General features: G+C 69.4%; 19 protein-coding genes. 10 read left to right on the top strand and 9 right to left on the bottom strand.

Annotated features, from left to right (window positions below; translation table 11 throughout):
* Positions 1 to 69: 69 nt before the first annotated feature.
* Entirely contained in the window at positions 70 to 657 is a 588-nt protein-coding gene (locus LGR69_RS16340; protein WP_007566387.1) for a histidine phosphatase family protein, read from the bottom strand.
* Between the two features lie 99 nt (positions 658 to 756).
* Between LGR69_RS16340 and LGR69_RS16345 the strand changes: the two genes are divergently transcribed.
* Both LGR69_RS16345 and LGR69_RS16350 read left to right on the top strand, forming a co-directional pair.
* The gene (locus tag LGR69_RS16345) at positions 757 to 1,749 is read left to right on the top strand and encodes a polyphosphate kinase 2 family protein (RefSeq protein ID WP_122161280.1); all 993 of its coding nucleotides are present in this window, start codon (positions 757 to 759) and stop codon (positions 1,747 to 1,749) included.
* A gap of 15 nt (positions 1,750 to 1,764) precedes the next feature.
* Positions 1,765 to 2,919 carry an AAA family ATPase gene (locus LGR69_RS16350; protein ID WP_230366664.1) on the top strand — a complete coding sequence of 385 codons (1,155 nt, stop codon included), beginning with the start codon at positions 1,765 to 1,767 and terminating at the stop codon, positions 2,917 to 2,919.
* Here the strand turns inward: LGR69_RS16350 and fabI are convergent.
* On the bottom strand, positions 2,916 to 3,740 hold the full coding sequence (fabI, locus tag LGR69_RS16355) for an enoyl-ACP reductase FabI (protein WP_007566382.1): 825 nt from the start codon (positions 3,738 to 3,740) through the stop codon (positions 2,916 to 2,918). The two genes, LGR69_RS16350 and fabI, sit on opposite strands and share 4 nt — an antisense overlap.
* A 126-nt stretch (positions 3,741 to 3,866) precedes the next feature.
* The gene (locus tag LGR69_RS16360; protein ID WP_007566381.1) at positions 3,867 to 4,805 is read right to left on the bottom strand and encodes a DnaJ C-terminal domain-containing protein; all 939 of its coding nucleotides are present in this window, start codon (positions 4,803 to 4,805) and stop codon (positions 3,867 to 3,869) included.
* A 204-nt stretch (positions 4,806 to 5,009) separates the two neighbouring features.
* Here LGR69_RS16360 and LGR69_RS16365 point away from each other — a divergent pair, with 204 nt between their 5' ends.
* Positions 5,010 to 5,396: a VOC family protein gene (locus tag LGR69_RS16365; RefSeq protein WP_122161283.1), complete on the top strand. Its 387-nt coding sequence runs from the start codon at positions 5,010 to 5,012 to the stop codon at positions 5,394 to 5,396.
* Positions 5,397 to 5,408: 12 nt separating this feature from the next.
* On the opposite strand, the gene LGR69_RS16370 is transcribed toward LGR69_RS16365, so the two are convergent.
* Positions 5,409 to 6,221 (bottom strand): Crp/Fnr family transcriptional regulator, encoded by an 813-nt coding sequence (locus LGR69_RS16370; RefSeq protein ID WP_007566379.1) that lies wholly within the window; start codon positions 6,219 to 6,221, stop codon positions 5,409 to 5,411.
* Positions 6,222 to 6,357: 136 nt separating this feature from the next.
* Positions 6,358 to 7,239 carry a glycoside hydrolase family 25 protein gene (locus tag LGR69_RS16375; RefSeq protein WP_007566378.1) on the bottom strand — a complete coding sequence of 294 codons (882 nt, stop codon included), beginning with the start codon at positions 7,237 to 7,239 and terminating at the stop codon, positions 6,358 to 6,360.
* Positions 7,240 to 7,441: 202 nt separating this feature from the next.
* On the opposite strand from LGR69_RS16375, the gene LGR69_RS16380 reads away from it, so the two are divergent.
* Complete coding sequence (locus LGR69_RS16380) at positions 7,442 to 7,885, top strand: DUF488 domain-containing protein (RefSeq protein ID WP_230366665.1); 444 nt, start codon at positions 7,442 to 7,444, stop codon at positions 7,883 to 7,885.
* 7 nt (positions 7,886 to 7,892) lie between these two features.
* Here the strand turns inward: LGR69_RS16380 and LGR69_RS16385 are convergent, their stop codons facing one another.
* From LGR69_RS16385 to LGR69_RS16400, 4 genes are all read right to left on the bottom strand, one after another.
* Positions 7,893 to 8,258: a DUF6894 family protein gene (locus LGR69_RS16385; protein ID WP_122161285.1), complete on the bottom strand. Its 366-nt coding sequence runs from the start codon at positions 8,256 to 8,258 to the stop codon at positions 7,893 to 7,895.
* 32 nt (positions 8,259 to 8,290) lie between these two features.
* Positions 8,291 to 8,503: a hypothetical protein gene (locus tag LGR69_RS16390; RefSeq protein WP_082316903.1), complete on the bottom strand. Its 213-nt coding sequence runs from the start codon at positions 8,501 to 8,503 to the stop codon at positions 8,291 to 8,293.
* Between the two features lie 172 nt (positions 8,504 to 8,675).
* Complete coding sequence (locus LGR69_RS16395; protein WP_230366666.1) at positions 8,676 to 9,608, bottom strand: response regulator transcription factor; 933 nt, start codon at positions 9,606 to 9,608, stop codon at positions 8,676 to 8,678.
* Positions 9,601 to 12,975 carry a hybrid sensor histidine kinase/response regulator gene (locus LGR69_RS16400; protein ID WP_230366667.1) on the bottom strand — a complete coding sequence of 1,125 codons (3,375 nt, stop codon included), beginning with the start codon at positions 12,973 to 12,975 and terminating at the stop codon, positions 9,601 to 9,603. The genes LGR69_RS16395 and LGR69_RS16400 overlap by 8 nt, the downstream gene beginning before the upstream one ends.
* Before the next feature lie 255 nt (positions 12,976 to 13,230).
* Between LGR69_RS16400 and urtA the strand changes: the two genes are divergently transcribed.
* The 6 genes from urtA to fmdA all read left to right on the top strand — a co-directional run bounded on the left by urtA (position 13,231) and on the right by fmdA (position 19,848).
* Positions 13,231 to 14,499: an urea ABC transporter substrate-binding protein gene (gene urtA / locus LGR69_RS16405; RefSeq protein WP_007566368.1), complete on the top strand. Its 1,269-nt coding sequence runs from the start codon at positions 13,231 to 13,233 to the stop codon at positions 14,497 to 14,499.
* 220 nt (positions 14,500 to 14,719) lie between these two features.
* Positions 14,720 to 15,646 (top strand): urea ABC transporter permease subunit UrtB, encoded by a 927-nt coding sequence (urtB, locus tag LGR69_RS16410; RefSeq protein ID WP_007566366.1) that lies wholly within the window; start codon positions 14,720 to 14,722, stop codon positions 15,644 to 15,646.
* Between the two features lie 10 nt (positions 15,647 to 15,656).
* Complete coding sequence (gene urtC / locus LGR69_RS16415; protein WP_230366668.1) at positions 15,657 to 16,829, top strand: urea ABC transporter permease subunit UrtC; 1,173 nt, start codon at positions 15,657 to 15,659, stop codon at positions 16,827 to 16,829.
* Positions 16,830 to 16,836: 7 nt separating this feature from the next.
* Positions 16,837 to 17,622: an urea ABC transporter ATP-binding protein UrtD gene (gene urtD / locus LGR69_RS16420; protein ID WP_122161291.1), complete on the top strand. Its 786-nt coding sequence runs from the start codon at positions 16,837 to 16,839 to the stop codon at positions 17,620 to 17,622.
* Between the two features lie 2 nt (positions 17,623 to 17,624).
* Positions 17,625 to 18,389, top strand: coding sequence for an urea ABC transporter ATP-binding subunit UrtE (urtE, locus tag LGR69_RS16425; RefSeq protein WP_230366669.1), 765 nt, complete (start codon positions 17,625 to 17,627; stop codon positions 18,387 to 18,389).
* A 229-nt stretch (positions 18,390 to 18,618) separates the two neighbouring features.
* Positions 18,619 to 19,848, top strand: a complete 1,230-nt coding sequence (gene fmdA / locus LGR69_RS16430; protein WP_091863243.1) for a formamidase — start codon at positions 18,619 to 18,621, stop codon at positions 19,846 to 19,848.
* Positions 19,849 to 19,871: the final 23 nt, after the last annotated feature.

Here is a 19,871-nt window from a genome sequence, read left to right on the forward strand (position 1 = left end):
CAAACGCACGATCCGCCGGGCTGTCTTCCACCGCACGCGAGCGTGCCGCGGGCATCCCGCGCGCGACGCTCAAGCCCAGCGCCAGCCGGTCGGCTCCAGGACCAGCACCTCGCCCTGGCGGATGCCGAGGCGGGGCGCGGCGTAGACGTCGAGCAGGCCGAGGGCGACCAGGGCCGCCCGGGCGACGCCGCCATGGGCCACCACCACGGCATCCCCCTGCAGATCGGCGAGGACCGGCCCGACCCGCTCCACCAGGGTGGCGTAGCTCTCGCCGCCGAGGCCGGGCGGACGGTGGTTCCAGCGTTCGCGGTCGCGCGCCGAGGCGCCCCCCGGATCCCGGCGGCGGATCTCGGCCCAGGTCGAGCCCTCCCAGGTGCCGAAGCCGATTTCCCGCAGCCGCGGATCCGTCCGGTACGCGCCCGGCGGCAGGCCCAGCGTGGTGCGCAGGATCTCCATGGTCCGCCGGGTGCGCTTGAGCGGGCTCGCGAGGAACTCGGCCTCCGCCAGGCCCGGCCCCGCCACCGCGGCCAGGCGTTCGGCCACGGCGACGGCCTGCGCCTCCCCTTGCGGGTTGAGGTCGATGTCGCGACTGCCCTGCAGGCGGCCTTCGGCATTCCAGGCGGTCTGGCCGTGGCGGATGAAATAGATCGTGGCCAACCGTCTTAAAATCCTGTCGCTGCGCAGGCGCCCGGAACGGCCGGGCTTGCCAACCGTTCTGCGCGTTCGTCGGCAAAGCCCCTCAACACGGTCCTGCCCATGTCCAAGAAGCACGGCAAGCATCTTCCCGGCCACTCGCAGGACGGGAGCGTGACAGACGGCCCGGATCGGCACCAGGCCGCCCGGGCGCGGGCGCCCTCGACCGCCGTCTGGGCCGGGGCGGCGGACGCGATTGCCGGGACGGTGCCGGCCGCCCTGGGCAGCCACCGGCAGATCCCGATCCTGGCCGCCCCGGGGATCGTGGCGGTCGAGCCCGGGACGCGGATCGACCTGTCGGCGGTCGACGCGGACGCCGATGGCGGCCTCGACAAGCTCTGGGCCAAGGACGCCCTCGGCCAGGAGCGCGAGCGCATCAGCGCGCTGCAGGAGCGGCTCTATGCCGAGCGCGCGCGCAGCCTGCTGCTCGTGTTCCAGGCGATCGATACCGGCGGCAAGGACGGGACGATCCGAGCCGTGCTCAAGGGCGTGAACCCGCAGGGCTGCACGGTGTCGTCGTTCAAGGTGCCGTCGAGCGACGAGCTCGATCACGATTTCCTGTGGCGCTACCACGCCAAGACGCCGGGGCGCGGCATGATCGGCGTGTTCAACCGCAGCCATTACGAGGACGTCCTCGTTGTGCGGGTGAAGGGCCTCGTGCCGGACGCGGTCTGGCAGGGTCGCTACCGGCTGATCAACGATTTCGAGCGTCTGCTCACCGAATCCGGCACGGTGGTGATCAAGTTCTTCCTGCACATCTCCAAGGACGAGCAGAAGAAGCGCCTGGAGGCCCGGATCGCCGACCCGGAGAAGCACTGGAAGTTCGACCCGGCCGACTTGGTCGAGCGGAAATCCTGGGACGCCTACCAGCAGGCCTTCTCGGATGCCCTGTCGCAATGCTCGAGCCCGCACGCCCCGTGGCTGGTGGTGCCGGCCAACCACAAGTGGTTCCGCAATTACGTGATTGCCCGCACGATCGCCGATACGCTGGAGGCGATGGACCCGCGATTCCCGAAGGCCGCCAAGGGCATCGCCGACCTGAAGGTCCCGGACTGAACGAAGGGGTGCCGCATGCTGGTGGTTCGGGAGGTCGCGGTCTCGGGCTACCGTTCGCTCCGGCGGATCGGCTTCCCGGTGGACGGCCTGTCGGTGTTCGTGGGCGGCAACGGCACCGGCAAAACCAACCTCTATCGCGGCCTCGAATTGCTGCAGGCCGCAGCCCGGGGGACGCTCACCCGGGAGCTCGCCGCGGAGGGCGGGATGGATTCGGCGCTCTGGGCCGGGCGTCGGCGGCAGGGGGAGGCCGCGCGGGTCCGCCTGTCCGCCACCCTGCACGAGGACGGGACCGGGCAGGACTTCGCCTACGCGGTCGAGATCGGGCTGGTGCCGCAGGTCAACGGCATCCCCACCGGCGCGGCCTTCGCCCAGGAGCCGCAGGTCAAGACCGAGCGCCTGTCGGTGCGCACGGGCGGCCGGACCGCCGTCATCCTCGACCGCGACGGCCGGACCGGCTTCGCCCGGGACGAGGACGGGCGCAAGCGCTCGCTCGGCACGGAGTTGCTGCCCACCGAGACGGCGCTCGGCACCTTCCTCGACGCGACCCTGTATCCCGAGATCGCCCTGGTGCGTCTCGCCATGACGGCGTGGCGCTTCCACCACGCCTTCCGCACCGACGCCGAGTCGCCGCTCCGCCGCCCCTGCCTCGCGGTGACGACGCCGACGCTCGCCTCGGACGGGTCCGACCTCGCGGCCCTGTTCGCCACGCTGGCTCATATCCGGCAGGACATGGCGGATCTCGACGAGGCCCTGGACGAGGCGTTCCCGGGCGCCCGGCTGTTGGTGCCGGTGCCAGGCCGCGAGGCGCGTTTCGGGATGACGGTGCCGGATTTTCCGAACCGGGTCTTCGGCCCCCCGGAATTGTCGGACGGGACCTTGCGCTACCTCGCCCTGATGGGCGCCCTGCTCGGCTATCGGCTGCCGCCGTTCATCGCGTTGAACGAGCCGGAGACCAGCCTGCATCCCGACTTGATGGACCCGCTGGCCCGGCTGATCGCCCGGGCGGCCCAGCGCACCCAGATCTGGCTGGTCACCCATTCCGTGCGGCTCGCAGACGGGATCGCGAGCCATGGCGGCGCCCGGCCGCGGGTCGTGGTCAAGCGCGACGGCGAGACCTGGATCGAGGGGCTGAGACTCTCGGGGGATTTCGCGGACGACGCAGACGACTAATCCTTGTCGAGGGTCAGGTCCGGCGCCTCGGGGTTCTTCATGCCGACGACGTGGTAGCCCGCATCCACGTGGAGGATCTCGCCGGTCATGCCGGCCGACATGTCGGAGATCAGGTAGGCGGCGGTCTCGCCGACCTCGCCGATCGTGACGGTCCGGCGCAGTGGGGCGTTGTACTCGTTCCACTTCAGAATGTAGCGGAAGTCACCGATGCCCGAGGCCGCCAGGGTCTTGATCGGGCCGGCCGAGATCGCGTTGACGCGGATATTCTTCGGGCCGAGATCGGCCGCGAGGTAGCGCACCGAGGCTTCGAGCGCCGCCTTGGCCACGCCCATCACGTTGTAGTGCGGCATCCATTTTTCGGCGCCGTAATAGGTCAGCGTCACCAGGGAGCCGCCCGGGCGCATGATCTTCTCGGCGCGCTGGGCCACCGCGGTGAACGAGTAGCAGGAGACCAGGAGCGACTTGGTGAAGTTCTCCTCGGAGGTCTCGAGGTAGCGGCCGGTCAGCTCGTCCTTGTCCGAGAAGGCGATGCAGTGGATGACGAAGTCGATGCCCTCGGGGAAGACCCGCGCGGCCTCCGCGAACACGGCGTCGATCGTGGCCGCCTCGGTCACGTCGCAATGCCCGATGACGTGGGCGTCGAGCTCCTTGGCCAGGGGCTCGACCCGCTTGCGCAGAGCGTCACCCTGGTAGGTGAAGGCGAGTTCGGCCCCGTGCGCGCGGGCGCTGGAGGCGATGCCCCAGGCGATCGAGCGGTTGTTGGCGACCCCGAGCACGAGGCCCCGCTTGCCCGCCAGAATGCCCTGCCCGTGTTCCGCCATGATCGATCCTGGAAACCTCTCGGCCCCTCGCGGCACCGGCGGTCTCCTTAGCGGAGGCGGACCGGCGACGGAAGTCCGCACCGGGCCGCCGCGCGGCCCGAGAGGCCGCGCCTGTCACGCAGGCGCTCAGGCGGCCTTCGCGCGCCGGCTCCGGGCGAACTCGATGAGCGCCGGATCCTCGCTCTCCGGCAGGGTGATCGCCGTGGTGGCGAGCAGGTCGCCGCGGGTGCCGTCCTTCTTGGGCAGACCCTTGCCGCGCAACCGGAAGGTGCGGCCCGAGCTGGTCATGGGCGGCATCTTCATCTCGACGGCGCCGGTCAGGGTCGGCACCCGGATCGTGCCGCCGAGCACGGCATCCTCCAGCGGCACCTCGACGCTGGTCTTCAGGTCGGCCCCGTCGACGGTGAAGCGGGGATGCGGCCGGACCCGGATGGTGAGCAGCGCGTCGCCGGGCTCGCCGCGGGGGCCGGCGCTCTGCCCCAGGCCGCGGAGCCGGATGGTCTGCCCATCCTCCACGCCCCGGGGGATCACCACGTCGACCTCGCGGCCGGTGGGCAGGGCCAGGCGCAGCTTCTCCTCGCTGGCGACCTGCTCCAGGCTGACGGACAGCTCGGCCGCGACGTCGTCGCCCTTGGCGGCCTGGCGGGCGCCGCCCGGCCCGGCGCCGCCGGCGCGGAACGCCTCGCCGAAGATGTGCGAGAAGATATCCTCGCCCATCCCGCCGCCGCCCATGCCACCGCCCATGCCGCCCTGTCGGCCGCGGGCCATGTTCTCGAAATCGAAGCCGCTCGACCGGCCGCCGCCGAACCCGCCCGAGAATCCCTCGAACCCGGAGGCGCGGGGCCGGCCATCGGCGTCGATCTCGCCGCGGTCGAACTGCTTGCGCTTCTCCGAATCGCCCAGGATCTCGTAGGCCGAGTTCGCCTCCGCGAACCGGTCCTTGGCCTTCACGTCGTTCTTGTTGCGGTCGGGGTGGAAGTCCTTGGCGAGCTTGCGATAAGCCTTCTTGATATCGGCTTCGCTCGCTCCCTTGGGGACGCCCAGCACGTCGTAGGGATTGCGCATCGGTCTCTTGAGCTGTGCGGTGTGGGATTTCCACCCGGATGTGGGAAGGATGTTGCATCCCTGCAACGATCGCGGCGGCGAAAGTCTGCGGGTTCGTGCGCTGCGTCAAGCGGCGGATCTCGCCCCGGGACGCTCGACCCCCTACCCTTTGTCGGCGACGCCATGACGGGCCGGCCGGGACCGGGCCCCGGAGACAGACACGCGATGCAGTACGCCTGCGACCACGTCCATCTGCGCAGCCGCGATGCGGTGAAGGCCGCGTCCTTCTACGTCGAGACTTTCGGGGCCAGGGAAGTGAAGCGCGTCGGCGCCGACCCGGTGCAGCGCATGGTGCTCGATCTCGGCGGCCTGACCGTCTTCATCGAGCAGGCCCCGCCCGAGACCGCCCCCGCCACGCAGACGCCCTGCCTGGGCATCGAGCATATCGGCCTGCGCGTCGCCGACATCGCGGCGGCCATGGCCGATCTCACGGCCCGCGGCGTCACCGTGCGGGCGGGCATCACCGAGCGCGGCCCGGGCCTGCGGATCGCCTTCGTGGAGGGACCGGACGGGGCGCTGATCGAGATCCTGGAGCGCCGGTCGGCCGATTGACGCCGGCCCGGCTCAGCCGTGCGCGCTGCTGCGCAACGCCAGGGCGGGCTCCGGATCGGCATCGACCGGGGCCGGCGGCTCGATCCGGTCGAGGCCCTCCGCCGTGTAGACCGCGCCGAGCACGGTCTTGAAATGCCGCTGCACGCGGGAATGGCACTCGCAGGCCGCCGCCGACATCGCCCGGCGGTCGAGCACGGTGATCCGCCCGCGCCCGACCCGGATCAGGCCCTGGTCCTGCAGGGTGCTGAGGATCCGCGTCAGATAGGTGCGCTGGACGCCGAGCATCGAGGCCAGCAATTCGTGGGTGATCGGCAGCGTGTCGCCGCCGATCCGGTCCTGGAGCGTCAGCAACCAGCGCAGGCAGCGCTGCTCGATCGGGTGCAGGGCGTTGCAGGCCGCCGCCTGCAGCACCTGGGCCAGGAGGCAGTCGGAGTAGCGCGCGAACAGGTTGCGGATCTCGGTGGACTGGCGCTTGGCCTCCTGCAGCCGGTCGGTCTCGAGCCGCAGCATCGGGCCGCCGATCTGCACGATCGCCTCGGTGGAGGCCGGCACCCGGCCCGCGCTGACGATCCCCCCGACCGCGCCCTCGCGGCCGATCGTGGCGGTCTCGGCGCAGCGCCCGTCCCGGGTGGCGATGATCAGCGCCACCACGGTCTGCCCGCACGGGAAGGTGATGTGCGTCACGTCCGAGCCCGCCTCGAACACGATCGCGCCCTTGTCGAACGCCACCGGCTCGAGATGCGGCGCGATCAGCGCGCGGTCGGCCCCTCGAAGCGCGTCGAGGAGCAGGTTGCCGGTCGGGGCGGCGGCGCGGTCAGCGGGCATTGCGGGATGAGGATCGTGGAACAAGAGGCTCCCGAAAGGATCCTCACCGGTTGCCCGCCTGCGAGCCGGCGAACCGGACACGCTTATATCCCACCCCGTGTTCGTGAACCAACTTAAGTCTATCGGGCCCGCTCAATTATTTGTCGGTGCACAGGCCCTGTTCCGAGAGCCGCCGGTGCTCGCGAGGATCACAATCGGTCGACAGGAACGAGGCCCAGTCGGACGGCGTGCCGTAGAAGGCGTTGCGGTCGACGTCGCCCTGCACCCCGGGGACGCGCCCGGTCGAGGTGAACTGCCACAGCATCCACTTGCGGTTGACGAAGCGCTGCTCCGGCTCGGCCGCGGTGGACCGCAACCAGTGCGGGTAGTCCGGCAGCTCGCCTTCCAGCACATCCTTGTGGAAAGTGATGTCGGTGTAGATGATCGGGCGCTTGCCGGTGTAGCGCTCCATCTCCTCGAGCATCTCGGTGACCATCGCCAGGGCCTGCGCCTTCGGTAGCTTCTTCGGGCAGGTCTGCGAGTGGCCGTTCCACTCGACATCGAGCACCGGCGGCAGGGCCGTCGGGTCGTTCGGGACGTTGCGCTTGAACCACTCCATCTGGTCCCGGGCGGAGCGGCACCAGAACACGAAATGGTAGGCGCCCCGCGGCACGCCGGCCCGGGCCGCGCCATCCCAGTTGGTCCGGAAGCGCTCGTCGACGTGGTCGCCGCCCTCGGTCGCCTTGATGAAGGCGAACTGGGTGCCCGCGGCCCGGACCGAGGCCCAGTCGACGTTGCCCTGCCACTTCGAGATGTCGATGCCCTGGATCGGGTGCTGCTTGGCCTTGGCCACGCCCGGATGGGGCTTCGCGTCGCCCTTGGTCGGGTAGAAATTCGTGCTCGAGGCGCAGGCCGCCAAGCCCGCCAGCGCGGCGATGGCCAGCACCCGGGTGGCGATTCGCCGGACGCCCCTCAGGGGGCCGACGCCACGGCCGCGCTCGGCGGACGGAACCTGCGAAAGCTTGTAATCCCGCACCATCAGTGTTCAGCCCGCCACCGAAGAAGCGCCAAAGTCAGGCGTAATCGATGGCCCTGACGCAGTTAACGGAGCTTTGCGATCTTTGCGGCGGAATTCCGGGATGCGTTGCGCTGCCGCGACATACCGCATCAATCCCCGGTTGGTGCACAGCCCGAGATCCGGCTAAGTGCCCGTCCCGCAACGCGAGTCCCGTCACGGTCCCGTGAGCAAGCAATTATTCACCATAGGTTACGAAGGGCTCGACCCCGAGCGCCTTACGGATGCGCTGCGCTCGGCGGGCGTTTCGGTCCTGGCCGACGTGCGGGCGGTGGCGAACTCGCGCAAGCGCGGCTTCTCGAAGGGCGCGCTGGGGAGCGGGCTGGTCGAGGCCGGGCTCGGCTACGTGCATCTGCGCAGCCTGGGCACGCCGAAATCCGGGCGCGAGGCGGCCCGGGCCGACGATGCGGCGCTGATGCGCAAGATCTACTGCGAGGAGGTGCTCGATACGGCGGCCGGCGGCGTCGCCCTCGACGAGCTCGCCGCCCTGGCGGAGGCGTCCCCGATCTGCCTGCTGTGCTTCGAGCGGGATCCCGCCCGCTGCCACCGGCGCGTCCTGGCCGAGCGGCTGGCGGAGCGGGGTTTCGTGACGACCGATCTGTTCGGCTGAGGCCGGCTCAGCGCATCGCCCGCCCGGCGGCGAAGCGCCGGATCGGGGCCATGGCGGCGCTGAACAGCATCCGCGGCGTGCGGAGCGCTCCGAATTCCCGCGGGATCGGGCGGCGGCGATTGGGATCGTTCACCGGCTCGACCGGCAGGTACAGGGCTTCGAGGAACGACATCTCCAGGAGTGTCGTGCCGGCCTCGTCGGCGATCACAAGGGCGGCGTCGAGCAGGCGCGGGTCGCCGCCGTGCTGGCGCATCAGCCCCCGGACGATCGTGCGCGCGGCAACCCGGGCCGCATCCATGTCGGCGATATCCTGGGCCGTCGGCGCGGCCAGGTAGGCGCCGTCGAGGCGAATGTAGAAATAGGCGCGGATCACGGGAGCGCTCCTCAGGATCGTGCGGGCGTGGGTCAAGCAGCCTGGGCGCCGTCCTGGGGCTCGGCCTTCTCGGTCGCCGATTTCGGATCGAAGGCGTCCGCCAGGAGGCTGAGGCGGCGGGCCATGTCCCGCACCTCGTTCAGCGCGATCGATTTCTGGCCTTCCTTGACCGCGCGGGTGATGTCGCTGACCTGCGTGGTGGCGACCCGCCTCAGTTCGTCGGCGAGCTGGTGGCTGGTCATCATCGCATCCGTTCCCGAATTGGTTCGTCTGTGCGCGGACCGTGGTGGGATGCCGCTTACCAACGGGTTTCGCGCTGCAGCGATGCCTGTGGACAACGGTCGGGGCCGTGGATTCACCCCGCGCGCGGACGCCGAACCGGCCTCTGGATCGGCAGCGAGCGAGTCGTGCGGCGACTCAATCCTGCAGGTGGCGGGCCGCGATGATCGAGGCCGCGGTGCGATTCTCGACGCCGAGCTTGGCGTAGATGCCCTCCAGGTGCTTGGTCACGGTGCGGTGGCTCAGCCCTAAGATCTCGCCGATGTCGCGGCTCGATTTCCCCCGCGACAGCCAGAGCAGCACCTCGGCCTCGCGGCCGGTGACCGGCAGCCGCGCCCGCAGCCGCTCGACCGCGCCCGAGCCCTCCTCGCGCGACAGGCGCAGCAGGATCTCGTCCGGGGTGCGGCCGATGAAGCTGAGCGTGTAGGCGGTGCCGTCGGGGCCGGTGAGCGTCAGCGCGTTGGCCGAGGCCCCGGACGAGATCCTGCTGCGCCTGTCGCGCAGCCAGTCCCGGGCGCGGGCGGGCAGTTCGAGGGCGCCGGCCGGATCGGGGCCGAGCCCGGCGAGCAGCCGCCCGGCCTGCGGGGTCGACCACAGCACCGCCCCGGCCTCCGAGACGGCGAACAGCGTGCGCCCGGCGGTGTCGAGGGCGGCGCGGGCGCTCTGCGCGGCCCGGGCGCTGGCGAGGTGCACGCGGATCCGGGCCAGGATCTCGTCCGGGGCGATCGGCTTGGTGACGTAGTCGATCCCGCCGGCGCTGAGCCCCTTCACGATATGCTCGGTCTCGCTGAGCCCGGTCATGAAGATCACCGGCACCCCGGCGAGCTGCGGCTTGGCCTTGAGCCGCCGGCAGGTCTCGAACCCGTCCATGCCCGGCATCACCGCGTCGAGCAGGATCACGTCCGGGGTGATCTCGTCGACCAGCGCTAAGGCGAGGTCGCCGCCCACCGCCACCAGCACGGTGGCGCCCGAGCGCTCGATCGCCTCGGTGAGGAAGCTCAGCGTGTCGGGCGAATCGTCCACGACCAGGACGACGTCGCGGCTCGGCTGGTTCGTCGGCGCCTCAGCCATGGCGGGCGAGTCCTTGCAGGACCGAGAGGTAGCGGCGCAGGTCGTAGCCCTCCACCAGCCCGCGCATCTGGGCCACGAAGGCGGGCGGCACCGTCGAATCGCCCTCCATCTGGGCGAGCTTGGCCTCGATCGCCCGGATATGGCCGATCCGGCCGAGGCGCAGCAACTCGCCGACATGCTCGGGCCCGGGATGGCCGATCTCGGCGAGCGCCGGGGCGGGCTCGCGCAGGGCGGGCGTCGCGGCGTCGGTCCATTCGAGGTGGAGCAGCTTTCCGATCCGCTCCAGCACGTCGCGCAGGTCGAAGGGTTTGGCGAAGATCGCGTCGTGGGGGGCGTCGTCGCCGCGCACGGGGCTGATCTCGTGGACGTTGGCCGACATCATGGCGATCGGCCCGGTATGCCCCTCCGCCCGGAGCGTCGCGGCGGCGGCCCAGCCGCTCATCCCCGGCATGGCGATGTCGAGCAGGATCAGGTCGATCCCGCCCCGGGCCACCGCCGCCAGGCATTCCGGCCCCGAGCCGGCCTCGAGCACGGAGATCCCGTGCGGCTCCAGGATCGCCCGCATCAGGGCCCGGTGGGCGGTGTCGTCGTCGGCCACCAGGATCGTGCGACGGGCGCCGGCATAGGCCCGCTCCGGCGCGGAGGCCGGGGCCGGCAGCACGATCGGGGCGGGCTGCGCGACGGAGGCCAGCATCAGGCGCAGCCGCGCCTGGGTGCCGCCGCCGGGCGCCGCCGCCACGGTGATCTCACCGCCGAGCAGTTGCGCCAGCAGGTCCGCGATGGTGAGCCCGAGCCCCGTCCCCGGGGTGCTGCGGGCGGCCGGGGTCGAGCCCCGCTCGAACGGCTGGAAGATCCGCGCCAGATCCGCCTCCGGGATGCCCGGGCCGGTGTCGCGGATCGTGAACATCGCGATCTGGCTGCGATAGCTCAGGTCCAGCGTGACCGTGCCGGAGGGCGTGAACTTGATCGCGTTCGACAGGAGGTTGAGCAGCACCTGGCGCAGGCGCTTCTCGTCGGTGGCGACCACCGCGGGCAGGATCTCCGGCCGGGAGAACCGGAATTCGAGGCCCGCCTCCCGGGCCTGGAGCCGGACCATGTCGACCAGCTGATCGAGGAACTCGGTCAACCGGACCTCGTCCCGGTGGATCTCGAGCCGCCCGGCCTCCATCCGCGAGATGTCGAGGAGGCCGTCGATCAGGCCGGACAGGTGCTGCGCGCTGCGCCGGATCACCCGGATTCCGTTGAGGCGCTGGGCCGGGATCGCGGGGTCGGATTCGAGGAGCTGGGCGTAGCCGAGCACGGTGGACAGCGGCGTACGCAATTCGTGGCTGATGCCGACGACGTAGCGGCTCTTGGCCTGGTTGGCGGCCTCGGCCCGCTCCTTGGCCTCCTGCAGCTTGGCGTCGGTGAGCTTGTGGGCGGCGATCTCGGCCTCGTAGAGCGCGGTCTGGCGCATGGTCTCGGCCTGGGCGACCCGCCGGCTCTCCTGGGCGAGCACGAACAGCCACGCGACCACCCCGAGGATCACCACCAGGATGAAGAACACGCTGGTGAGCGCCGTGCGCAGGACCGCCCGATGCTCGGGATGCGCGATGGTCGCCCCCGCATGCACGATCCCGAGGATCAGGCCGATCACCGCGCAGAGGGTCAGCATGACCGCGAGGTAGCGCCCGAGCGGCGCGCCGATCCAGGCGGCGGTCCGGCCCGGCAGGATCCGGCCGAGCGTCTGCTGCGCCTGAGCCTCCAGCCGGCCGTGCGGCTTGCACAGGTCGCCGCAGCGGGCGTCGAGCGAGCAGCATAGGGAGCAGATCGGGGCGTCGTAGGCCGGGCAATGGGCCATGTCCTCGCCCTCGAACGGCAATTCGCAGACCCGGCAGGTGACCTCGCCCGCCCCCCAATCCCGCTTCGGGGTCCGGGCGAGGTACCAGCGGCCGCCCGTCGCCCAGGCGATCACCGGGGCCGTCGCGAAGGCGGCGGCCAGGGTCAGGAGCGGCGCGAAGGGCTGGAGCGCGTGGCCGAACAGGCCGGCATAGGCGAGGCCGCCGAGGGCGAGCGCCAGCGCCATGGCGCCGGTCCCCACGGGATTGATGGCGTAGAGATGGGCGCGCTTGAACTCGATGCCCTCGGGCGAGAGCCCGAGCGGCTTGTTCACCGCGAGATCCGCGGCCAGCGCCCCGACCCAGGCCGAGACCACGGAGGCGTAGAGCGGCAGCGTGCTCTCGATGGTCTTGTCGATGCCGAGCTCCATCAGGAGCACCGCGATCGCCACGTTGAACACCAGCCAGACCACCCGCCCGGGATGGCTGTGGGTCAGCCGGGAGAAGAAGTTCGACCACGCGATCGAGCCGGCATAGGCGTTGGTCAGGTTGATCTTGAGCTGCGAGACCAGGACGAACAGCCCGGTGAGCAGGAGCGCCGCCCGGCCGCCCTCCCCGGTCACGTAGCCGAACGCCACCGCGTACATCCGGGTCGGCTCGGCGGCGTGCTCGGGCGGGACGCCGTGCCCGAGCGCCAGGACCGCGAGGCCGGCGCCGAGCAGGATCTTGAGCATGCCGGGCACGATCCAGCCGGCGCCCCCCGAGAGCACCGCCAGCCACCAGCGCCAGTCGCGTTCGCTCACCGGCTCGGGGACGAAGCGCAGGAAATCGACCTGCTCGCCGACCTGGGCGAGCAGGGCCAGCAGCACCCCGGTGGCGAGCCCGAACCGGCCGATGTCGAAGGCCGCCCCGCCGCCGTCGAGGCCCGGGAACGCCGCGAGCGCGTGCAGGGGCGCGGCGCCCTGGGCCGCCACGAAGACCAGCGGCAGCAGGCTCAAGGCCACCCAGAGCGGCTGCGTCCAGATCTGGAATCGGCTGATCAGCCGGATGCCGTAGACCACCAGCGGGATCACGGCGGCGGCGCAGACGAGGTAGCCGATGCCGAGCGGCAGCCCGAAGCAGAGCTGCAGCGCCAGCGCCATGATCGCCGCCTCGATGGCGAAGAACAGGAAGGTGAAGCTCGCGTAGATCAGCGACGTGACCGTGGAGCCGAGATAGCCGAACCCGGCGCCCCGGGTCAGCAGGTCCATGTCGAGCCCGTAGCGGGCGGCGTAGACCGTGATCGGCGCCGCGGTGGCGAAGATGATCAAGCCCACCACCAGCACCGCCGCCAGCGTGTTGGGGAAGCCCGCCGTGAGCGCCAGCGTCCCGCCGATCGCCTCGAGCGCCAGGAACGAGACCGAACCGAGCGCCGTCTGCGCCACCTGGAAGCCGGACCAGCGCCGGGCCTTCTTGGCGGTGAAGCGGAGGGCGTAATCCTCCAGCGTCTCGTCGGCGACGAAGCGGTTGTAGTCCCGGCGGATCGGGATGATGCGCTGGGGACCGCTCATCGCAGCCCGGTCCGGCGCATGGGGCTTCGTCCGCGCGCGCGCGCGCGGAAACACTCCGCCGACCGGGCGCCGCCCACGCTCTCCGCCCTCGCTTCCAACGATCCCTCAGACTTCTGCGCCGCGATGGTGCGCCCGATGCAAGAGAACGGCCATACGCAAAACATCGTATAGGCCGTAGCGTAGCCGAAGACCTAGCCTGGACTGGTCGATCCGGGGCCGCCTCTCGAGGCCCGGACGCGAACCAGGGCAGGCACGATGGCTGACGACACCGAGACCGGCGCGACGAACGGCTTGCGCTCCCCGCTGCGGCGCAGGCTGCTGATGGGTCTGGCCGGCGCACCGGCCCTCGCCCTGATGCCCCGCGGCGCCTGGGCCGCCGCGCCCACCTCGGCGGTGAACACCACCGGGCTCGCCGTGACCGACACCGAGGTGACGGTCGGCATCCTGCACTCGGTCACCGGCACGATGGCGATCTCCGAGACCGGCGCCCAGGAGGCGGAGAAGCTCGCCATCGCCCAGATCAACGAGGCCGGCGGCGTGCTCGGCCGCAAGATCAAGATCATCCAGGAGGACGGCGCCTCCGACTGGCCGACCTTCGCCGAGAAGGCCAAGAAGCTGCTGGTCAACGACCATTGCGCCGCCGTGATGGGCTGCTGGACCTCGGCCTCGCGCAAGGCGGTGCTGCCGGTCTTCGAGCAGTATAACGGCCTCCTGTACTACCCGACCTTCTACGAGGGCCTGGAGCAGTCCAAGAACGTCTTCTACACCGGCCAGGAGGCGACGCAGCAGATCCTCGCCGGGCTCGACTGGGTCCACAAGGAGAAGGGCGGCGACAGCTTCTACTTCATCGGCTCGGACTACATCTGGCCGCGCACCTCGAACAAGATCGCCCGCAAGCACGTCGAGAACGTGCTCAAGGGCAAGGTGGTCGGCGAGGAATACTTCCCGCTCGGCCACACCCAGTTCAATTCGGTGATCAACAAGATCAAGCTGACCAAGCCCAAGGTGATCTTCACCGACGTGGTCGGCGGCTCGAACGTGGCCTTCTACAAGCAGCTGAAGGCCGCGGGCATCGACCTGTCGAAGCAGGTGCTGATGACGATCTCGGTCACCGAGGACGAGATCGACGGCATCGGCGGCGAGAATATCGCCGGCGCCTATGCCTGCATGAAGTACTTCCAGTCGATCGACAACGAGAACAACAAGGCGTTCGTGGCCGCCTTCAAGAAGATGTGGGGCGAGAAGACGGTCATCGGCGACGTCACCCAGGCGGCCTATCTCGGCCCGTTCCTGTGGAAGATGGCCTGCGAGAAGGCCGGATCCTTCGACGTCGACAAGGTGGTCGCGGCCTCGCCGGGCCTGGAGTTCAAGGGCGCGCCGGAGGGCTACGTCAAGATCGACGAGAACCATCACCTCTGGTCGAAGACCCGGGTCGGCAAGGCCAAGCCCGACGGCCAGTTCGAGATCGTCTACACCAGCCCGGAACTGATCAAGCCGGATCCGTTCCCGAAGGGCTACCAGTAGTCGGCGCCGGTCAGGCGCCACCAGGACGCAACCTCATCCTGAGGTGCAGGGCGATCCTCGATCGCCCTGCCTCGAAGGAGCCCTCCAGCACCCACCCAGAGTTCTGGAGCCCTCCTTCGAGGCCTCCGCTGCGCTGCGGCACCTCAGGATGAGGTGATGGGACCGGGATCACGGGCTTTCGCCGCGCGCGAACCGCCTCACGGATCGGAGACAGGCCAACATGTTGGGCGACTACTCCCTCGGCGACCTCGGCGCGATCTTCGCCATGCAGGGTTTTGCCGGCCTGATCCTGTTCTCGGTCTACCTGCTGATGGCGCTGGGGCTGGCGATCATCTTCGGGCAGATGGGCGTGATCAACATGGCCCACGGGGAGTTCATGATCCTCGGGGCCTACGTCACCTATCTCTGCTCGGCCTTCTGCCAGAGCTACCTGCCGGCCCTGTTCCCGGTCTACTTCTTCGTCGCGATGGGGCTCGCGTTCCTCGCCTCCGGGGCGCTCGGCATGCTGGTGGAGTGGAGCCTGATCCGGTTCCTCTACAAGCGCCCCCTCGACACCCTGCTCGCCACCTGGGGCCTGTCGCTGATCCTGCAGCAGGCCTACCGGTCGATCTTCGGGGCCCGCGAGGTCGGCGTCGAATTGCCGTCCTGGCTGATCGGCTCGGTGCAGGTCACCGACACGATCGAGATCCCGGTCAACGGCCTGTTCGTCATGGCGGTGACCATCCTGATTACCGTGAGCGTGGCGCTGCTGATCTTCCGCTCGCGCTTCGGCCAGCAGGTCCGGGCCGTGATGGCCAACCGCGCCATGGCCGGCGCTGTCGGCATCGATACCGAGAAGGTCGACCGCTACACGTTCGGCCTGGGCTGCGGCATCGCGGGCGTCGCCGGCTCGGCCTTCACGATGATCGGCTCGACGGGGCCGACCTCCGGCCAGCTCTACATCGTCGACACCTTCCTGATCGTCGTGTTCGGCGGCGCCGCGAGCCTGCTCGGCACCATCGCGTCGGCCTTCTCGATCTCCCAGACCCAGTCGACCCTGGAGTTCTTCCTCTCCGGCTCGATGGCCAAGGTGATCACCCTGCTCGCGGTGGTCGGCATCCTGATGTTGCGGCCGCAGGGCCTCTTCACCCTCAAGGTCCGGCGCTGAGGATTTCCCGATGACCAATCCGGTCCAGACCCTGACCAAGTCGGTCACCGTCAACGACAACCCGTTCATGAAACCGGTGGAGTGGCTGAGTCTGCTCCTGCTGGCCGGGGTGATCCTGGTGGTCCTGCCGCTGGCCCTCGACGGGTTCCGCCTCAACCTCGTCGGCAAGTACCTGACCTACGCCTTCGTGGCCCTCGGGCTGGTGATCTGCTGGGGCTATGCCGGTATTTTGTCCTTAGGCCAGGGAGTGTTCTTCGGGCTCGGCGGCTATTGCATGGCGATGTACTTGAAGCTCGAAGCTTCGAGTGTCGAAAATACAAAAATTCAGTCGACTCCGGGCATCCCGGACTTCATGGACTGGAACCAGATCACCACCCTCCCCTGGTTCTGGCAGCCGTTCAAGAGCCTGCCGCTGACCCTGATCCTGGTGGTGGCAGTCCCGGTCCTGTTCGCGCTGATCATCTCCTACGCGATGTTCAAGCGCCGGGTCGGCGGCACCTATTTCGCGATCATCACCCAGGCGATCGCCGCGATCCTGACGATCCTGATCGTCGGCCAGCAGGGCTATACCGGCGGCATCAACGGCATCACGGATCTGCGCACCCTCCACGGCTGGGATATCCGCACCGACCACGCCAAGGTGATCCTGTACTTCGTCAACGGCGGCCTGCTCATCGCCTGCATCCTGGCGGCGCAATACGTGAAGAAGTCGAAGCTCGGCCGGATCCTGGTCGCCATGCGCGACAAGGAGGACCGGGTCCGGTTCTCGGGCTACTCGGTGGCCGGCTTCAAGGTCTTCGCCTTCTGCCTGGCGGCCGGTTTCGCGGCGATCGGCGGGGCGATGTTCACCCTCCAGGTCGGGTTCATGTCCCCGTCCTTCGTGGGCATCGTGCCCTCGATCGAGATGGTGATCTACGCCGCCGTCGGCGGGCGCCTGTCCCTGTTCGGCGCGGTCTGGGGCACGCTCTTGGTCAACTGGGCCAAGACCAGCTTCTCCGAGAGCTTTCCCGATCTCTGGCTGTTCGGCCTCGGCGCCCTGTTCATCGCGGTGGTGCTCGCCTTCCCGAACGGTCTCGCCGGCATCTGGCGCGAGCAGATCGAGCCCCGCCTGACCCGCCGGGTGAAGGGCCTGCGCGCGCCCCCGTCCGCCATCGCCCCGCCCCACAGCGCCCCGGCCGAGTGAGGATGTCATGAACGCCGCGATCCTCTCCTCCCCCGTGGTCGGCGCCGAGGCGGCTCCGCCCGACTACCTCCTCGCCGTCGAGGCGCTGACCGTCTCGTTCGACGGCTTCAAGGCGGTCAACGACGTCTCGTTCTACGTCGACCCGGACGAGATCCGGGTGATCATTGGCCCGAACGGCGCCGGCAAGACCACGGTGCTCGACCTGATCTGCGGGCGCACCCGGGCCAGCGCCGGATCGATCAAGTACAAGGGCCAGGAGCTGACCAAGCTCACCGAGAGCGCGATCGTGCAGGCCGGGGTCGGCCGCAAGTTCCAGACGCCGTCGATCTACGACGACCTCACGGTGTTCGAGAACCTGGAGATCTCGTTCCCCCGCGGGCGCTCGGTGTTCGGCGCCCTCACCTTCAAGCGCGACGCCGAGGTCCGCGACCGGATCCACGAGATCGCGCAGACGATCTTCCTGAAGGACCAGCTCAAGGAGCGGGCCGAGTTCCTGAGCCACGGCCAGAAGCAGTGGCTCGAGATCGGCATGCTGCTGATCCAGGACCCGGAGCTGCTGATGCTCGACGAGCCGGTGGCCGGGATGAGCGTCGGCGAGCGGATCAAGACCGCCGAGCTGCTCAATCAGATCATCAAGGGCCGGTCGGTGCTGGTGATCGAGCACGACATGAAGTTCGTCGAGGACATCGCCCACCGGGTCACCGTGCTCCACCAGGGCAAGGTTCTCTCCGAAGGGTCGATGGAGCGGGTCAAGAACGACCCGAAGGTCATCGAAGTGTATTTGGGACATTGACGATGGCGTCGCTCCAGACCGCGCACCCGCCCCTCGCCAAGGCGCCCCCGCGCGCCGCGATCCCGGACGTGGCCCCGGCCCTCGACGTCCACGACCTGCACGCCGCCTACGGCCAGAGCGAGGTCCTGCACGGGCTGACCTTCTCGGTGGCGCCCGGCGAGATCGTCGCCGTGATGGGCCGCAACGGCATGGGCAAGACCACCCTGATGAAGACCCTGATGGGCCTCGTGCCGGTCAAGTCCGGGGCGATCCGGGTCGAGGGCGAGGCGGTGGCCGGGCTCAAGAGCCATGCCCGGGTCGCCAAGGGCCTCGCCTACGTGCCGCAGGGCCGTATGATCTTCTCGACCATGACGGTCCAGGAGAACATCGAGACCGGCCTGACGGTCACCGGCGCCCGCAAGGTGCCGCAGGACCTCTACGACATGTTCCCGGTCCTGCTCGAGATGCAGGGACGGCGCGGCGGCAACCTGTCCGGTGGCCAGCAGCAGCAGCTCGCCATCGCCCGGGCGCTCGCCAGCCGCCCGAAGGTGCTGCTGCTGGACGAGCCCACGGAGGGCATCCAGCCCTCGATCATCCGCGAGATGGGCCGGACCCTGAAGAAGATCCGCGACGACCGCGGCCTCTCCATCGTGGTCTCCGAGCAGGTTTTGAGCTTCGCCCTCGACGTCGCCGACCGGGTGATCGTGATCGAGAACGGCGCCATCGTCCACGAGGCGCCCCGCGCCGGGATCGACGAGGCGGCCGTCGCCCGGTTCCTGTCGGTGTGAGGATCCGCCGGCTTCGGCGCCAGCGAAGGCAATGCCCGGTCCCGGGTCGGACGCGGGTCCCCTCTCCTGAGGGAAAGGGACAGGGTGAGGGGCGTGCCCTCTCCGGAGGGTTCTCCTCCCTCACCCCAGCCCTCTCCCGAACGGGAGAGGGGGCATGTCGCGCCGGACAATCCCGTGTGGCCGTCCGTGAAGACTTGGCAGTCAAGATCGCAGCAGGGAGTGATAAAAAATGCCCGAGACGCTGATCAAGGTCGATCTCACGCAATCGGCCTACGACAACGACATGGTGCACAACCGCTGGCACCCGGACATCCCGATGGTCGCCTACGTCAAGCCGGGCGCCGACTTCATCGTCGAGACCTACGACTGGACCGGCGGCTTCATCAAGAACAACGATTCTGCCGACGACGTGCGCGACATCGACCTGTCGATCGTCCACTTCCTCTCGGGTCCGATCGGCGTCGAGGGCGCCGAGCCTGGCGACCTGCTGGTGGTCGACCTGCTGGATATCGGCGCCAAGCCCGAGAGCCAGTGGGGCTTCAACGGCTTCTTCTCCAAGAAGAACGGCGGCGGCTTCCTCGACGAGCACTTCCCCCAGGCCCAGAAGTCGATCTGGGACTTCGAGGGCATGTTCACGAAATCCCGCCACGTACCGGGCGTGCGCTTCCCCGGCCTGATCCATCCCGGGTTGATCGGCTGCCTGCCCGATCCGAAGATGCTGGAGACCTGGAACACCCGCGAGAAGGCGCTCTACGACACCAACCCGGACCGCGTGCCGGCGCTCGCCACCCTGCCCTTCGGGCCGACCGCCCATATGGGCCGCCTCACGGGCGAGGCGAAGGACGCGGCCGCCGCCACCGGCGCCCGCACGGTCCCGCCGCGCGAGCACGGCGGCAATTGCGACATCAAGGATCTGTCCCGCGGCTCGAAGATCTACTTCCCGGTCTACGTGCCCGGAGCCGGGCTCTCGATGGGCGACCTCCACTTCAGCCAGGGCGACGGCGAGATCACCTTCTGCGGCGCCATCGAGATGGCCGGCTGGGTCCATCTCAAGGTCGAGCTGATCAAGGACGGCATGGCGAAGTACGGGATCAAGAACCCGATCTTCAAGCCGTCGCCGATCACGCCGAAATTCGACGATCACCTGATCTTCGAGGGCATCTCGGTGGACGAGCACGGCGGCCAGCATTACCTCGACGTGCACATCGCCTACCGGCAGGCCTGCCTCAACGCGATCGAGTACCTCAAGAAGTTCGGCTATTCGGGCGCCCAGGCCTACTCGATCCTCGGCACGGCGCCGGTGCAGGGGCACATCTCGGGGGTGGTCGACATCCCGAACGCCTGCGCGACCCTGTGGATTCCCACCAAGATCTTCGAGTTCGACATCAATCCCGGTGCCGACGGACCGACCAAGTTCCTCGACGGCTCGATCCAGATGCCGCTCTCGCCGGATCTCTGATCTGCCGCCGGTCACGGACGCGA

This window comes from Methylobacterium brachiatum (genome assembly GCF_020523825.1).
GTDB classification, from domain to species: Bacteria; Pseudomonadota; Alphaproteobacteria; order Rhizobiales; family Beijerinckiaceae; genus Methylobacterium; species Methylobacterium brachiatum.

Bases quoted from the DNA above. Each gene is read 5' to 3' on its own strand.
- LGR69_RS16345 (WP_122161280.1), top strand. From the start codon at position 757: ATGTCCAAGAAGCACGGCAAGCATCTTCCCGGCCACTCGCAGGACGGG.
- LGR69_RS16350 (WP_230366664.1), top strand. From the start codon at position 1,765: ATGCTGGTGGTTCGGGAGGTCGCGGTCTCGGGCTACCGTTCGCTCCGG.
- fabI (WP_007566382.1), bottom strand. From the start codon at position 3,740: ATGGCGGAACACGGGCAGGGCATTCTGGCGGGCAAGCGGGGCCTCGTG.
- LGR69_RS16360 (WP_007566381.1), bottom strand. From the start codon at position 4,805: ATGCGCAATCCCTACGACGTGCTGGGCGTCCCCAAGGGAGCGAGCGAA.
- LGR69_RS16365 (WP_122161283.1), top strand. From the start codon at position 5,010: ATGCAGTACGCCTGCGACCACGTCCATCTGCGCAGCCGCGATGCGGTG.
- LGR69_RS16370 (WP_007566379.1), bottom strand. From the start codon at position 6,221: ATGCCCGCTGACCGCGCCGCCGCCCCGACCGGCAACCTGCTCCTCGAC.
- LGR69_RS16375 (WP_007566378.1), bottom strand. From the start codon at position 7,239: ATGGTGCGGGATTACAAGCTTTCGCAGGTTCCGTCCGCCGAGCGCGGC.
- LGR69_RS16390 (WP_082316903.1), bottom strand. From the start codon at position 8,503: ATGATGACCAGCCACCAGCTCGCCGACGAACTGAGGCGGGTCGCCACC.
- LGR69_RS16395 (WP_230366666.1), bottom strand. From the start codon at position 9,608: ATGGCTGAGGCGCCGACGAACCAGCCGAGCCGCGACGTCGTCCTGGTC.
- LGR69_RS16400 (WP_230366667.1), bottom strand. From the start codon at position 12,975: ATGAGCGGTCCCCAGCGCATCATCCCGATCCGCCGGGACTACAACCGC.
- urtA (WP_007566368.1), top strand. From the start codon at position 13,231: ATGGCTGACGACACCGAGACCGGCGCGACGAACGGCTTGCGCTCCCCG.
- urtB (WP_007566366.1), top strand. From the start codon at position 14,720: ATGTTGGGCGACTACTCCCTCGGCGACCTCGGCGCGATCTTCGCCATG.
- urtC (WP_230366668.1), top strand. From the start codon at position 15,657: ATGACCAATCCGGTCCAGACCCTGACCAAGTCGGTCACCGTCAACGAC.
- urtD (WP_122161291.1), top strand. From the start codon at position 16,837: ATGAACGCCGCGATCCTCTCCTCCCCCGTGGTCGGCGCCGAGGCGGCT.
- urtE (WP_230366669.1), top strand. From the start codon at position 17,625: ATGGCGTCGCTCCAGACCGCGCACCCGCCCCTCGCCAAGGCGCCCCCG.
- fmdA (WP_091863243.1), top strand. From the start codon at position 18,619: ATGCCCGAGACGCTGATCAAGGTCGATCTCACGCAATCGGCCTACGAC.